The organism is Turicibacter sanguinis, assembly GCF_013046825.1.
GTDB lineage: Bacteria > Bacillota_I > Bacilli_A > MOL361 > Turicibacteraceae > Turicibacter > Turicibacter sanguinis.
Genome location: NZ_CP053187.1, coordinates 557,622 through 573,533, shown reverse-complemented (window position 1 = coordinate 573,533; position 15,912 = coordinate 557,622). Strand labels below are relative to the sequence as shown.

The 15,912-nt window shown below is 34.5% G+C and carries 10 protein-coding genes; all 10 read left to right on the top strand.

What is annotated here, in order from left to right:
- The first annotated feature begins 76 nt into the window (after nucleotides 1-76).
- A complete protein-coding gene (locus tag HLK68_RS02830) occupies nucleotides 77-5,536 on the top strand; it encodes a pectinesterase family protein (protein ID WP_132942575.1) in 5,460 nt (1,819 codons plus the stop codon).
- 89 nt (nucleotides 5,537-5,625) lie between these two features.
- Nucleotides 5,626-6,555 carry a 1-phosphofructokinase gene (pfkB, locus tag HLK68_RS02825; protein ID WP_009606140.1) on the top strand — a complete coding sequence of 310 codons (930 nt, stop codon included), beginning with the start codon at nucleotides 5,626-5,628 and terminating at the stop codon, nucleotides 6,553-6,555.
- 71 nt (nucleotides 6,556-6,626) lie between these two features.
- Nucleotides 6,627-7,982 carry a DEAD/DEAH box helicase gene (locus HLK68_RS02820; RefSeq protein ID WP_132942574.1) on the top strand — a complete coding sequence of 452 codons (1,356 nt, stop codon included), beginning with the start codon at nucleotides 6,627-6,629 and terminating at the stop codon, nucleotides 7,980-7,982.
- On the top strand, nucleotides 7,963-8,370 hold the full coding sequence (locus tag HLK68_RS02815) for a hypothetical protein (RefSeq protein ID WP_009606116.1): 408 nt from the start codon (nucleotides 7,963-7,965) through the stop codon (nucleotides 8,368-8,370). Before HLK68_RS02820 ends, HLK68_RS02815 begins: the two co-directional genes overlap by 20 nt.
- Before the next feature lie 231 nt (nucleotides 8,371-8,601).
- On the top strand, nucleotides 8,602-9,150 hold the full coding sequence (gene hpf / locus HLK68_RS02810) for a ribosome hibernation-promoting factor, HPF/YfiA family (protein WP_006784623.1): 549 nt from the start codon (nucleotides 8,602-8,604) through the stop codon (nucleotides 9,148-9,150).
- A 399-nt stretch (nucleotides 9,151-9,549) separates the two neighbouring features.
- The gene (secA, locus tag HLK68_RS02805; protein WP_006784624.1) at nucleotides 9,550-12,072 is read left to right on the top strand and encodes a preprotein translocase subunit SecA; all 2,523 of its coding nucleotides are present in this window, start codon (nucleotides 9,550-9,552) and stop codon (nucleotides 12,070-12,072) included.
- A 225-nt stretch (nucleotides 12,073-12,297) separates the two neighbouring features.
- Nucleotides 12,298-13,395, top strand: coding sequence for a peptide chain release factor 2 (gene prfB / locus HLK68_RS02800; RefSeq protein WP_006784625.1), 1,098 nt, complete (start codon nucleotides 12,298-12,300; stop codon nucleotides 13,393-13,395).
- A gap of 137 nt (nucleotides 13,396-13,532) precedes the next feature.
- Complete coding sequence (locus HLK68_RS02795; RefSeq protein WP_006784626.1) at nucleotides 13,533-14,012, top strand: S-ribosylhomocysteine lyase; 480 nt, start codon at nucleotides 13,533-13,535, stop codon at nucleotides 14,010-14,012.
- Nucleotides 14,013-14,302: 290 nt separating this feature from the next.
- Nucleotides 14,303-14,986, top strand: a complete 684-nt coding sequence (gene ftsE / locus HLK68_RS02790) for a cell division ATP-binding protein FtsE (RefSeq protein WP_006784627.1) — start codon at nucleotides 14,303-14,305, stop codon at nucleotides 14,984-14,986.
- Nucleotides 14,973-15,887 (top strand): permease-like cell division protein FtsX, encoded by a 915-nt coding sequence (gene ftsX / locus HLK68_RS02785; RefSeq protein ID WP_006784628.1) that lies wholly within the window; start codon nucleotides 14,973-14,975, stop codon nucleotides 15,885-15,887. The genes ftsE and ftsX overlap by 14 nt, the downstream gene beginning before the upstream one ends.
- Nucleotides 15,888-15,912 lie beyond the last annotated feature (25 nt).

Here is a 15,912-nt window from a genome sequence, read left to right as displayed (position 1 = left end):
TAATTAAGAAGGAAATGAAAAACTATTCGTAAAATGAACGATGCTACTTAAGTAGTGAATCCGGGGGGAATTATTCGTGAATTTGAAAACAGCTAAAAAAAGAACATCAGCGATACTTGCCATTTCAATTTTAACATCTAACTTTCAGGTAAGTACTATTAGAGTTGAAGCTACTGCCGATGAAGGTATTAATCTGGGAGCAGATGAAATCATTCAGGAGACAGATAGTGAAACTATTGAAAATGAAATGATTGATAATGAGGTAGAAGATAAGACTGAAGAAGTAATTGAAGTTCTACAGGAAGATGAAATTGTAATTGATGTAGAAGAATCAATTGAAGTAGAGATTGCATCTGATATTCTAGAAAATTCAACTCAAGAAGAAGTTTTTGAAGAAGTGCTACCAACTGTAAATTTAGAATCTAGTTCTTTACCAACAGGATTTAATAATACGGTAATTAATAGTACGGACGGAAATGGAAATGCCGTATTTAATAAAGAGTTAAAACAATTTGTCATTACAGGAACAGGAAATGTGATTGGAAAGGATTTGGGTGCAACAGATAGTTATCAGTTTGTTAATTTTGAAGTAAAAGGTGACGTCACGATTGTTGCACGTCTTGCAGATTTTGATATGACTAATGCTAATAAGGGGCAAGCTGGATTAGTCGTACGCGCGGATAATACAAGTGCTAATGCAGATTACTTTGCACTTTATTTAGATCATAGTAAAGATCAATATCGTTATGGATATCGTGATGGGGAAGCCGGGAAAACAGGAGCTTCAGCTATTTCTAACGATTTAAATAGTAGTAATAAAGAGTTGTATATTAAGATTGAAAAAAGCGGTAATTCTTTTAAATACTATGTTTCACAGGATCCAACTTTCCCAAGTGATAACACTGTATTTAAAGGACAAACTGTTTCTATGACTGCAGATACATGGTATGTCGGAATGTTTGTTGCCAATGGGGGAAGTGACACGCCTGCTACAGCAACATTTGATCATGTGAAGATTTCCACAGCTGAGAAAGTTTACTATGATTCTGAATTGATTGAAATGCCTGTTGAAACAGTTGAAAATGTTCAAGCAATGAGTGGTGATCAACATGTTACGTTAACGTGGAATGCTGTTGATGAAGCCACGCATTATATAATCAAGCGTTCAAATGAAAAAGATGGTATCTATGAAGAAATTGCAACTATTGAATCGAGTGAATTAATGTACACAGATTCTAATGTAGAAAATTTTGTTACCTATTATTATAAGATAGCGGCAAAAAATGCAGTAGGAGCGGGGCATGACTCACAAGCTATTGCAGGCTTACCAAATAACAGTAATCCTCTGAATCTTCAATATGGAAAAGATGCTGCACAATTTAATATGGTACAAGAACCAAATGATACCGTGTTTACATCACATATTACATTAGAAGGATCAACTAATTTAGATGGAACAATTAAGATTGAACAAAATGGTGAGGTTTTAGTTGACTCTGCTTCAAAAGCAGCAGGTGAGTTATTTGAGCAAATCTTCAAACTAGATTACGGTCGAAATGAGATTAAGATTTACCACACAACATCAGATGGTAAAACAACATTGAAAACATATAATCTTGTTTATCTTACTGAAGAAAATATTGACAAAGTCGTTGATGCCTCTTTTCAAGGTGTAGCAGGTCAAGAGGTTAATGGAATTGCAACTTATGGCAGTATTCAAGAAGCTGTAAATTCTGTTTCATCTAGTAATCAAGAACGTGTCACTATTTTTGTTAAAAATGGAGTATACAAAGAAAAAGCAATCATTGAATCCCCTTATATTAGTATTATCGGAGAAGATGCACAAAAAACAATTTGGACATATGATGCTGCTCATGGAACAATTAATCCTGAAACAGGAATTAAATATGGAACTAGTGGTAGTGCAAGTGTTACTGTGAAAGCAAAGGCGATTGGATTCAGTGCAGAAAATATTACAATTGAAAACTCATTTGTTGAAAAAGGTGAGGCTAATGAACAAGCAGTAGCTTTTCATAATCAAGCTGACCAAAGTATGTTGATTAATGTTCGATTTATCGGAAATCAAGATACACTATTAGCTAACACGAGTAGTCAAGAATCTGCAGCGCGTCAATATTATTATAATTGCTATATTGAAGGTGACGTAGACTTTATCTTTGGACGTGCACAAGCTATTTTTAATAGTTGTGAAATTGCATCTTATAATCGTCAATCTCCGAATGGTGTAAGTAATGGCTATGTTACAGCAGCCAGTACCTGGGATAGAGATGAATATGGTTATTTAGTGATTAATTCAAAATTAATTGGATTAGATGATATTCGTGATGAATCAGTTTCTTTAGGAAGACCTTGGCGACCAAGTAGTGCGACTTATACAGTAACTCCATCAGTTATTTATATTAATAATTATTTAGGTAGTCATATCACAACACAAGGGTGGGATGATATGAGTTCAACTTCATTAGCGAAGGATTCAAGATTTTATGAATTTGGAAATTATGGACCAGGATTTGAATTATCAGATACTCGTTCTTTATTAACACCTGAAGAGGCTACATCTATTGGTATTGAAACCGTGTTTGCAAAAGGTGCAGCTAAAACCGTAGAAGGATTAGATGCTTATACTAGTGACTGGAATCCAATTGATGAAAATCAACAAAATAATATTTATAAACTTTATGAAGTGAAGAATGATACTGAAATTCCAGAACAACAATTTGAATGGAAAAGTGGGAACGTAGGATCAAATGCATCAGGAACTGTCACTCAAAATACAGATGGAAGTGTGACGATTGCAGCTTCAAATGGTAAAATTGCAGATAGTGAAGATGGAATGACTTTCTATTACACTGAATTACCAACTAGTGAAAATTTCACATTTACGGCTACATTTAAAGTTGATGCAACAACTGTAGGCGGAAAAACTTATGATGGACAATCTGGATTTGGAGTTATAGCCCTGGATAGTCTTGTGACAGGGAATTCAAGTGCACGTTATTATAACTCTGCTGGAGCTGTGTTTGCGCGTTATAAGAATGGTACAACGACATATAACGGAATTCCAGGGGGACGTTTTGTTACAGGTTATGAAGAAGGAGCATCAGTACCATCAAGTAATCGTCAGTTAATTAATACGTCAGTCTTTGATTGGAACTTTAATCAGAATCAATTCCCAGATCCATCTAAGCCTCACTATACAGCAGGGGATGTTTACACATTAACTCTTCGTAAATCAAATACGGGATATCATGCTATTTTGAATAATGATACAACGAATGAAGTCATTTATTATGATTATGATAATGAACTATTAACTGTACAAAATGAGGATACTTTATATGTTGGAGTCATGGCATCACGAGGAGTTCAAGTCACGGTTTCAGATATTAACTTAACAGTTATATCTCCTGATAAAGATGATGCAGCACTTGAGCGACCGGTTGAGTATATTACACCGACTATCTCTAGTGATACAACGAAAACAACATCAAAAGCAGATTATGATTTATCATTACGTTCAAATGTAGCCGGAACTGCAACGATTAAAGATGAGAAAGGAAATATTCTATATCAAAATATTTCATTAGAAAGTTCACAACGTATTTTGAAAGAATTAACTTTAGATAAAGGAACGAATAAGTTTTCAGTAGAATTTGTACCAAGTATAGACCAACCGACGTTTGAAAGTCATCAACAAATTTCGTCATTAGAACCAATATCATTAAATGTAAGTGTTGATTATCAGTCATTTGGAACTAGCGAAAATGCATTATATGTTTCAACAACAGGAAGCAAAAATGGAGAGGGAAGTCAAGAAAATCCACTGGATATTTATACGGCAGTTGCGTATGCTCAACCGGGACAGGAAATTGTCTTACTTGAAGGAACATATTATTTGACAGAAGCCATTACGATTGACCGTGGACATGACGGAACAGCTGATGAGATGATTACATTAATGGCCGAACCTGGTAAACGTGTGGTGATTGATTTATCACAATCACCAAAAGGTGGATTTACTATTAATGCTGACTATTGGCACTTCTTTGGATTTGAAATTTGTAATTCAAAAGATAATGCAAAACCATTATTAATTCAAGGGAATCATAATATTGTTGAACAATTGAAAGTCTATAAAAATGGAACGACAGGAGTACAAATTAGTGGCTCGGCTTCTGAAGATAAGAGTATGTGGCCAAGCTATAACTTAGTACAAAGTGTTGAGTCTTATGACAACATGGATGCTAATGCTAATGATGCAGATGGGTTTGCAGCTAAAATCACGGCAGGTATTGGGAATATTTTCCGTTACTGTATTTCTCATAACAATATTGATGATGGTTGGGATTTATATGCTAAATCAACATCAGGAAGCATCGGACAAGTTGTTGTTGAGTCTTCAATTGCGTATGAAAATGGATACTTGACAACAGATCCTGAGAAAACAGTGGTGGGTGAAGGAAATGGATTTAAACTTGGTGGAGAAAGTATGCCGGGGAATCACATTCTAATAAATAGTATTTCATTCAACAACTATGCTAAAGGAGTTACAAGTAACAGCGGACCAGACGTTCAAGTTTATAATACTGTCTCATTTAATAACGGTGGAACAAACCTTTCATTATATACATCTTATAAAGAAACAAACTATAAGTTAGATCACTTTGTTTCTTATAACGGTGGTAAAGTAGATGATATTAAGTTGACTGGACAGTCAAGTTTAGCAAGTGAAACTAACTATCTTGATGGTAAAAATATTAATGGAGAATCTGTTCCATCTAGTTGGTTTGAAAATGTGGATATGAAAAACTATCCAACGATTAATGAAAAGGGTGGATTTGATTTTAATGGTTTAGAAACCTTATTGCTTGAAAGCGAAGAGTTTTTAGGGATTATGGCAACAAATAAAACAGAGCCAACTGTTATTACAGTTGGAACCGAGATTAGTTCAAATGGTTCAACTGAAACACCAAAACCTGAAGAGCCAGTTGTACCTGAAAAACCAAATTATATCATCCCAGATTCAATTAAAGATGCGATTGATTCAACGGTTATTAAACCAGTAACAGGAACAGGAGTCGTTAATAAACCGTTAATTTTAGATATAACAGGTGCAAGTTTATCAGATGTTAAATCAATGTTTGAGAAATTATCTAATTTTACAGTAAGTGTATCTATGTTGAAAACTAGAAGTAATGAAGTTCAATATTCAGTTTTATTAACAAGTGCTAATGAAAGTATTTCTTTAATTTTAACTGTGGACACTAATCAAAGCGATGTGATTAGTTATTTGAATTCTTTCATAAAGGATACATCAAAACCAGATGATTCAAAACCTGAAACACCAAAACCAGAAGAAAATACTAATTCAACCACTCAATCATCAACAACGACTAATAAACCTGCAACAGGTTATACGTTAATGGGATGGATGACGTTAGGTGTTTTTTCAACATTACTTGCTTTTGTTTCTTATATTAAAAGAAATAAGAATGATAAAAAACAAGTAAAATAATTTTTGAAGACTGACTCGAAAGAGTCAGTCTTTTTAGTAAATGATTTACTCTGTTTGGAATATACTAAACCTGAAGGAGTGTGATAACTATGATTACGACGATTACTTTAAATCCAGCTTTAGATAAATTGATGGAATCTGAAAGTCTTCAGGTTGGAGAAACAAATCGTGCCGATATTTTAAATAGTTCAGCTGCAGGAAAAGGAATTGATGTGGCGAAAGTTTTACGTGATTTTAAACGTGAAGTTAATGCAACAGGCTTTTTAGGTGGAATTGTAGCCCCTATTTTTAAACAGTGTTTTGAAGATGAGAAAATTAATGATCATTTTATTGCGATTGAAGGGCAGACTCGTACAAATATTCAGCTTTTTGATAAGTCAGGGAAACGAACGGAAATTTTAGAGAAGGGCCCTGAGGTGAGTTCTGCTGAAAAAGAGGCATTGATTCATAAAGTAGAGGAGCTTGCTAAGGTGAGTAGTGTTGTGGCGATTTGTGGTAGTGCCCCTCGTGGAGTTGATGAAGCTTATTTTACGGAGTTGATTCAACTTGCAAAAGCAAATTGTCATACGGTTATTGTAGATGCATCAGGAGCTTTATTAAAGGTTGCGATTAAGCAAAAGCCTAAACTTATTAAGCCGAATAAAGATGAGATGTTTGAATTAATGGGAGTGAAATCAGCAACGCAAGAAGAAATGATTGAGTTTGCACAACATCTTTGCCAAGAAGGGATTGAGTATGTATTGATTTCGCTTGGAAAAGAGGGAGCCATGCTAGTTTCACAAAAGGGTGTATGGAAAGGATTGGCACCTGATGTTGATGTTAAAAGTACGCTAGGTTGTGGTGATACGGTTGTTGCTTCTATGTGTATTTCGTTTGATGAAGGTGATGAGCCGGCAGTGATGTTAAAAAAAGCGATTGCTTTATCGAGTGCGAATGCGATGACATTTGAAACGGCACACGTTATTTTAAAGGATTATGAAGAGTTATTACCACGATGTGAAGTTGAGACTATTAAGTGAGGATTTTTATCCTCACTTTTTTAAAGGAATTAAAGAAGGGTTGACGTATGTTAAGGTAAGGAGTGATGTTGATGCAAGATTTGTGTGGCCGTGAGTGGACAGCGCAGGAATATGAGACGATATCGAATGATAGACGCTTAGATAAAGAAGAACTTGAGGTAATCAAAGGCCTTGAAAAACGTGACGGACATTGGTTCTGTTCACGGTGCTTAAATGAGAAATCCTTTGGTCAGTATGTGTATCGTGGTGAGCGATTGACGTATTGCCGGGAGTGTTTGGATTTTAAGCAGATTAATCAACATAGTTTGTTGTATCGTTCGAAAAGGAAGGCCACGATCACTCATAATGCGCATGTTTTGAATGCTGATTTTCAATTATCGACCTTGCAACAGGAGGGTTCGAATTTTAGCCAAGAGATACTAAATAAAGGTTATATAGGTATGAATTGGGCGGTTTGTGGAGCAGGTAAAACAGAAATGATGTTTGAATCAATCTCTTGTGCGTTGAAAGAGGGAAAGCGAGTTTGTTGGGCGATACCAAGGGCGGATGTCGTTGTTGAATTAGTACCACGTTTGCGTCAGGCTTTTCCTAATGCCTTGGTCGTTGGATTGCATGGAGGTTCAGATGAAAAAGATAAGTATGGAGATATCGTGATTACAACGACCCATCAGTTGATTCGCTTTTATCAGGCGTTTGAGTTTTTGATTATTGATGAAGTGGATGCTTTCCCCTATACGTTTGATGCGATGTTGCCAAGGCTTGCCAATAAAGCTTGTGTGCCAGGGTGTGCCACGATTTATTTATCTGCAACTCCTTCAAAGCAAGATCAACGACGGATTAAAAAGGGTGATTTAAAGTGTTGTCTCATTCCAGCACGGTATCATTTGTATCCATTGGATATTCCAAAATTCAAATGGTGTGGTCATTTTGAGCAGAAGATTTCACGTCAAAGGCTACCTTTATCAGTTAAAAAGTGGATGTTTCAAAAAATAGAGATGAAACGACGTGCTTTATTATTTGTACCAACTATTGAAGCGGGACATCAGTTAGCTAGGGCGCTCAAGAAGCAACTAAAAATTGAGGTTGAATTTGTTTATTCGGGTGATTCTAATCGGTTAGATAAAGTTCGTCGATTTAAAGAAGGGGATGGACAGTTTTTGATTACGACGATGATTTTAGAGCGTGGAGTGACGATTGCAGATATTGATGTTGCCATTTTAGGTGCAGAGCACGAAGTTTTTGAAGAAAGTGCATTAGTTCAAATTAGTGGTCGGGTCGGGCGTTCTCCTAAGTTTCCTCATGGTGAAATCGTCTTTTTTCATTATGGCGTAACTCAAGCAATGGATGATGCCCGGGAGCAAATTAAAATGATGAATAAAAAGGCAAGAGAGCGAGGACTATTAAAAGATGAAGTGCCTCATTTGTAAAAATTTAATTGTCATTAATAGTTTTTCGATGGTGTTTGCCCATGTAGAACCAAAACTCTGTCAAAGATGTCATGAGCAGATGATTCCTAATAAATTAATCGCATTTCCCCTTCAAATGTATGAAGATAATGAATTTATGCGTGAATTAATAAGACGTCTTAATCTTGGTGATTTTGTGTTATTAGAAGTCATACTTCCAACACTTCATCAAGGGCTTCTAAAATTTAAATCAGATATTAAAGAGTTAATCGCTTATGATGTAGACGATCAGTTAAGTGAAATCTTACTAGAAGCATTACAGTTTAAAGGAGAGGGGGGAAAGACTATAAAAATAACATCTATGATACCTGAAAAAATAGAACAAGAAGGATTTATTAGTATTTTGTGAGAGGTTTTTGGAATATTTTTGCCTATAAATGCTTACAATTATATAAGTCACTTTTAGACACAAATGGTGTTTTAAAGCAGTGTTTGATGATTCGATAAGAGTGATTCGACAAGGGCTACAAACATCTGATAAAAAAATCGTTACACAAATAGACAAGTTTTTTAAAACGCTTTCTTTTTCCAAATGTTTGTAGTATAATAAAGGTACATCAGATAGATAGGAGTGATTCTAATGAGAATTCAAATCAGGGGAGCTAATCGTTTCGTTGTAACAGAGGCTATTAAAAATTACATTGAGGATAAAGTAGGTAGCTTACAACGTTTCTTACCAAATAATCAAGATTTAGAAGCCCGTGTTTACATTAAAATCTATGATGTCATCCAAAAAGTTGAAGTAACGATTCCAGGAAATCAGTTCATTTTACGTGCTGAAGAAGAAAATGATGATTTATATGCAGCAATTGATTTGGTTGTAGATAAATTAGAAAGACAAATTCGCCGTAATAAAACAAAAGCTAATAAAAAAATTCGTGAACGTGAAGGAATCAGCGATTACTTTGTAACGGTTGATGATACACCAGTCACTCATCAAGCGGAGGATGAAGTCCCTTATAAAGTGAAAAATGTTCATTTAAAACCGATGGATGTAGAAGAAGCGATTATGCAATTGGATTTACTAGGACACGATTTCTATGTGTATCGTGACATGGCAGTAGATGCCGTATGTGTGGTTTATCGTCGTAAAGATGGTAAGTACGGTGTCATTGAAACAAATAATTAATTTTCGATAATAATTTAGAGGCTATCTAATTAGATAGTCTCTTTGATGTGCATATAAAATTTGATTTAAAAAGATGCTTAAAAAGCTGCCAGAGGCAGCTTTTTAAGTTAATTTTAGTGATAAAATGGGTGTGTATTCTCATTTTAGTATGTATTTCATTAATTAAAGTATGTTATTAGTTGAAATAATCATATTTCTGTACGTAAATTACCCAAATGGGGGGGTGATTTTTTATGTACATGTTCTCTTAAAAGTGGTAACATTATGTTAATAAAATAATTGTAAACAATATACAAGTTAATAAATTATTTTCAAATGATATTTTTTACACTTATTTAATACTATATTTAAAGGTATGTAGCTAATTTTTTAGTGACGATATAGAAACAAGGAGCGATGATGATGATTGCAGCAATTAAAAAAATGTTAGACCCAAGTGTCAAAGTATTAAAGCGTGCTGATAAATTAGCAGATGAGGTTATTGCATTAGAACCACATATGCAACAATTAACAGATGAGCAACTTCAAAATAAAACATTAGAGTTTAAAGAGCGAATTGAAAAAGGTGAATCATTAGATGATTTATTAGTTGAAGCTTTCGCTGTTGTACGTGAAGCCTCAACACGTGTGCTTGGTATGACACCATTTAAAGTGCAAATTATTGGGGGAATTGCATTACATGGTGGTAATATTGCAGAAATGAGAACTGGGGAAGGAAAAACATTAACTTCTACGATGCCAGCTTACTTAAATGCGTTATCTGGTAAAGGGGTTCATATCATTACTGTCAATGAATATTTAGCGAGTCGTGATGCTCGTGAAATGGGTGAGTTATACCGTTGGCTTGGCTTAACTGTTGGATTAAATTTAGTTGGAATGTCTTCTGAAGAGAAGAAGGCTCAATATGCATGTGATATCATGTATTCAACGAACAATGAGTTAGGATTTGATTATTTACGTGATCATATGGTGCTTTATGCAAAACAAATGTGTCAACGTAAATTAAATTATGCGATTGTCGATGAGGTCGATTCAATTTTAATCGATGAGGCTCGTACACCGTTAATCATTTCAGGTGGACAAAAACGTACAGCCAATCTTTATGTTTTAGCTGACCGCTTTGTTAAGTCATTACGTGATGAAGAAGATTATAATATTGATATTAAAACGAAAAATATTCAGTTAAATGAAGGCGGGATTGAAAAAGCAGAACGTGCTTTCCGCATTGATAACTTATATGATATTAAACATGCTGTATTATTACACCATATTAATAATGCATTAAAAGCAAACTTTGTTATGACACGTGATGTTGATTATGTGGTTCAAGATGGAGAAATCGTAATTGTTGACCAGTTTACAGGACGTTTGATGAAAGGACGTGCTTATTCAGAAGGTCTTCATCAAGCGATTCAAGCTAAAGAAAATGTTCAAATTAAGCAAGAGACTTCAACATTAGCAACGATTACATTCCAAAACTTATTCCGTCTATACAATAAGTTATCAGGGATGACAGGGACTGCTAAAACAGAAGAGGAAGAATTCCGTAACATTTATAATATGATGGTTGTTGAAGTGCCAACAAACCGTCCAATCGCGCGTATTGATGCACCAGATTTAGTTTATAAAGATGTCAATGCAAAGTTCAACGCGGTAGTAGAGGAAGTCGTAAATCGTCATAAAACAGGACAACCTGTATTACTTGGAACAGTTGCAGTTGAAACATCAGAATATATTTCTCAGTTGTTAAAACGTAAAGGGGTTCCTCATAACGTTTTAAATGCGAAAAACCATGAGCGTGAAGCAGAAATTATTATGGATGCTGGTAAAAAAGGTGCTGTTACGATTGCAACAAACATGGCAGGTCGTGGGACTGACATCAAATTAACAGATGAAATTAAGGCTTTAGGTGGATTAGCTGTTATCGGGACAGAACGTCATGAGTCTCGTCGTATTGATAATCAGTTACGTGGACGTTCTGGACGTCAAGGAGATCCTGGATATACACGCTTCTATTTATCATTCCAAGATGAATTAATGCGTCGTTTCGGTTCTGATCGCATGCACGAAATGGTTGATAAATTAGGAATGGATCCAAATGAACCGATTGAAAGTAAAATGGTAACAAAAGCCGTTGAATCTGCACAAAAACGTGTTGAAGGTAATAACTATGATATGCGTAAAAATTTATTAGAGTATGATGATGTTATCCGTCGTCAACGTGAAGTGATTTATGGGCAACGTCAAGATATTTTAGAAACTGAAGATTTAACATCAGTAATCTTTGCGATGATTGATTCTTCAATCACACGTTTAGTAGAACAATTTGCTCCAGCGGAAGCCTCTGATGCTAAATCATCAACTGAGTATAATTATGAAGGGTTATTAAACTACTTAAATACAAACTTATTCCCAGTTGATCATGTAGAAAAATCTCAGCTTGAAGGAAAATCAACAAGTGAGATGATTGAATATATTGCAACTCTTGTGAAGGATAATTACCGTCAAAAAGAGGAATCAATTGATCCATCAATTTTCCATGAGTTCCAAAAAGTTATTGTTTTACGTGTTGTTGATACGCATTGGATGAATCATATTGATGCAATGGATGCTCTTCGCCAAGGAATTCATTTACGTTCTTATGGACAAATTAATCCACTTCATGAGTATCAATCTGAAGGGTTTGAAATGTTCAATCGTTTAATTGAACGTATTGAAGATGATGTCACTCGTTACATTTTACGTGCTGAGATTCGCCAAAACTTACAACGTGAGGAAGTAGCGAAACCAACAGCTACAAATAGTGGAAAAGAAGAGAAAAAACGCCCGGTAACACGTCAAGCTGATAAAGTGGGACGCAATGATGAGTGTCCATGTGGTAGTGGGAAAAAATATAAACAATGTTGTGGACAAGAACACTAATTGGATAGATTGAAATCATAGTTCAACTGATGTTTTAAATATCAGTTGAACTTGTTTTTCGTTTAAGAAGGAATTACTATCTACCAAACGATTAATAAGATAGAGATTGAAGAATAGTCTTGGTTATTCAAATAATTTGATATAAAGTAGAACTATAGTCTCATTAAAGTTTTCTTAAATGATGCATAAGTTAATAAAAGTTGACATGAAGAAGTGGTGACGATAATGGAAATTCATGAAATAAGATCAGAGATTAAGAAAATGTCTGAGCGTATCAATCAATTTAAAGATTCGTTGAACGTTGAGCAAAAAGAAGCGGAAATTAAAGAGTATGATGATCAAATGCAGGTAGCAGGATTTTGGGATGACCAACGTAAGGCCCAAGAAGTTATTAATGCAGCGAATGCAATTAAAGATAAAGTTAATACATTTTACTCGTTAGAAGGCGAAGTAGAAGAGTTGGCCGTGGCATTTGAATTAATTTTAGAAGAACCGGATGCTGATTTACAAGCTGAATTAGAATCACAAATTGAAGAAGTTTCGGAACATTTAAACAAATTTGAATTAGAAATTTTATTAAGTGGACCTTATGATGCTAATAATGCAATTTTAGAGTTACATCCAGGGGCAGGTGGAACAGAATCTCAAGATTGGGCTGAGATGTTATATCGTATGTATACTCGATATGCTGAGCGTAAAGGATTTAAAATCGAGGTTCTTGATTACCTTGTCGGAGAAGAAGCCGGAATTAAGAGTGTGACGATTAAAATTAAAGGAACAAATGCATTTGGATACTTTAAAGCAGAGCGTGGTGTTCATCGTTTAGTCCGTATTTCACCATTTGATTCAGGAGGGAGACGACATACTTCATTCTGTTCATGTGATGTGATGCCTGAATTTTCAGGGGATATTGATATCGAAATTCGTGCAGAAGATTTAAAAATCGATACATATCGTGCCAGTGGAGCTGGTGGACAACATATTAATACAACTGATTCAGCTGTTCGTATTACTCATATTCCAACGAATACGATTGTAACGTGTCAAAATCAACGTTCACAAATTAAAAACCGTGAAGCAGCGATGGAGATGTTAAAATCAAAATTATATCAACGTAAGCTTGAAGAACAAGAAGCAGAGTTAGCAAAAATCCGTGGTGAAGTGAAAGAGATTGGATGGGGAAGTCAAATCCGTTCATATGTTTTCCACCCGTATTCACTAGTTAAAGATCACCGTACTTCATATGAAGTAGGGAACGTTCAATCAGTCATGGATGGAGACTTAGATGGATTTATTGATGCTTATTTACGATATTCAATTTAATACTTCATCATGATTTGACGAAAGTATAGTAGATGAGGCATAATAATTTAATAAGAATAACCCCTTCTTAACTAATGAAGTTCAGAGGGGGTTAAGTCTTTCAATGAGATAGTGTTAGTCAAAGGAGTGTGTTTTAAATGAAGAAAATTCCTAGCTTTACTGTAAATCATGAAGATTTATTACGTGGAATTTATGTTTCACGTCAAGATGTCATTGGAGAAGAAGTTGTGACAACTTTTGATATTCGTACAAAATTACCAAACCGTGAGCCTGTTATGAATAATGCTGAAATTCATACAATTGAACATTTAGCAGCAACGTTTTTACGTAACCATGCAACGGCAGCTGAGCAAACCATTTATTTTGGCCCAATGGGATGCCGTACAGGGTTTTATTTAATTTTAAAAGGTGATTTAAAATCAGGTGACGTTGTAGATTTAATTAAGGAAACCTTTGAATTTGTTGCGACTTATGAAGGTGAAGTTCCAGGAGCAAGTGCTCGTGACTGTGGAAACTATTTAGATATGAATTTGCCAATGGCTAAATATGAGGCCCAAAAATTCCTTGAAAATACATTAAATGTTATTAAAGAAGAGAACTTAGTTTATCCAGCTTAATATAAAAAGCATCTTTTCAAATAGGAAAAGATGCTTTTTTGTTCCAAAAAAAAACTCTTTATGGTTAAACAGATAAAGATAATATGTAAACAGTGTAAAAGTTGAAGGGAAATCGTCGACATATTATACTATTATCTCTCTTTGTATGCTAAAATATTATTATTGTTATTATTTTTTTACAAAGATGTGGATAACATTTGTTATTTGTTGGCAATTGTCGTATAAAAAATGTAAGTGTCGATTAGTATGTTATAATAAATTCGATTCTACAAGAGATAGGTGGGGAGATTATGATTGAATTTATAAATGTAAATAAAAAGTATGCGAATGGAGTTATTGGACTTCATAATATTAATATAAATATCGAAAGTGGCGAGTTCGTTTTTGTAATCGGACCAAGTGGTGCTGGTAAGTCATCATTCTTGAAAATGATTAATCGTCAAGAACAAGCTACAGGTGGACAAATTATAGTAAATGGTCATGATGTGACAAAGTTAAGTCGATTCAAAGTACCAAAATTACGTCGTGAAATTGGAGTCGTATTCCAAGATTTTAAATTATTACAGAAACTAACGGTTTATCAAAATGTTGCATTTGCTTTAGAAGCCATTGGTCTTCCAGCAAATGAGGTGCGTGAAAAAGCAATTAAAGCAATCGAATTAGTTGGATTAAAAAGTAAAATGCGTTTCTATCCAAATCAGTTGTCTGGTGGAGAGCAACAACGTATTGCAATTGCTCGTGCGATTGCCAATAATCCAGCGATTATTATTGCCGATGAACCAACAGGAAACCTAGATCCTGAAAATTCTGAACAAATTGTTTCTATTCTTAAAAAATTAAATAGCGAAGGTAAAACGATTATTATGGCGACGCATGATCATGAGTTGATTTTTGAATCAGATTGTCGTGTCCTAACCGTTGATCATGGAACAATTTTTAGTGATGAGGTGAAGGGATATTATGATGCTAATTAGACAACTTTTCCGTTATATTCGTGATGGATTAAAGAATATTTGGCGTAACTTATTTATGTCGATTTCTTCAATCTTTACGTTAACGATTACTTTAAGTTTATGTTCATTATTTGTTTTATTTGCTCATAATTCAAATGAATTTACAGAGCAATTAGAAAATGAAATTAAAATCTTTGTTGAATTTGATAAAGTGGCAACACCAGAACAAATTCAATCTACAATTGACACGATAGAACAAAACTCTTATGTAGTTGATGTTGAGTACACAACTAAAGAGCAAAACTATCAAGATTTTATCGATCGTATTGGTAACGATGATCCAGAGTTAGCTGTTTTCTTTGAAAATACAAGCGATGAAAATCCATTAGTTGGGACATTAGTTGTATCAGCCGACGCTGTTAATCATGTCGATCAAGTTGCTAAAGAAATTAAAGAGATGTCTAATATTAGCTATGTCGATTATGGTGAAGAATCATCATTAGCAGCTTTTGCTAATATTACAAAAATGATTCGTGAATCATTCTCATGGATTGTAGTAGTATTATTAGTATTAGCAGTCTTTTTAATTCAAAATACAATCAAATTAACAATTTATGCTCGTAAAAATGAGCTTAAGATTATGAAGTTAGTCGGGGCTTCTGCTACTCATGTTACTGTACCATTCTTAGTAGAAGGGTTAATTATTGGGGTGCTTGGAGCTATTGGACCGATTTTGTTTACAGTTTTTGGATATCAATACTTATATGAATTATTTGGTGGAGTCTTAGTCATTCCAATGTTCCAATTAACTGCACCACTTCCGTTAGTGTATACTTTATCATTTGGAATTGGAATTATTTCAATTGCTATTAGTTTAATCGGAAGTTTCTTCGCCGTAATTCGTTACTCATTAAAAATTTAATGATTAAATGAGGAAGGAGGAACTT

Excerpts from the sequence above, each read along its gene's own strand:
- pfkB (WP_009606140.1), top strand. The coding sequence starts at position 5,626 with ATGATTACGACGATTACTTTAAATCCAGCTTTAGATAAATTGATGGAA.
- HLK68_RS02820 (WP_132942574.1), top strand. The coding sequence starts at position 6,627 with ATGCAAGATTTGTGTGGCCGTGAGTGGACAGCGCAGGAATATGAGACG.
- HLK68_RS02815 (WP_009606116.1), top strand. The coding sequence starts at position 7,963 with ATGAAGTGCCTCATTTGTAAAAATTTAATTGTCATTAATAGTTTTTCG.
- hpf (WP_006784623.1), top strand. The coding sequence starts at position 8,602 with ATGAGAATTCAAATCAGGGGAGCTAATCGTTTCGTTGTAACAGAGGCT.
- secA (WP_006784624.1), top strand. The coding sequence starts at position 9,550 with ATGATGATTGCAGCAATTAAAAAAATGTTAGACCCAAGTGTCAAAGTA.
- prfB (WP_006784625.1), top strand. The coding sequence starts at position 12,298 with ATGGAAATTCATGAAATAAGATCAGAGATTAAGAAAATGTCTGAGCGT.
- HLK68_RS02795 (WP_006784626.1), top strand. The coding sequence starts at position 13,533 with ATGAAGAAAATTCCTAGCTTTACTGTAAATCATGAAGATTTATTACGT.
- ftsE (WP_006784627.1), top strand. The coding sequence starts at position 14,303 with ATGATTGAATTTATAAATGTAAATAAAAAGTATGCGAATGGAGTTATT.
- ftsX (WP_006784628.1), top strand. The coding sequence starts at position 14,973 with ATGATGCTAATTAGACAACTTTTCCGTTATATTCGTGATGGATTAAAG.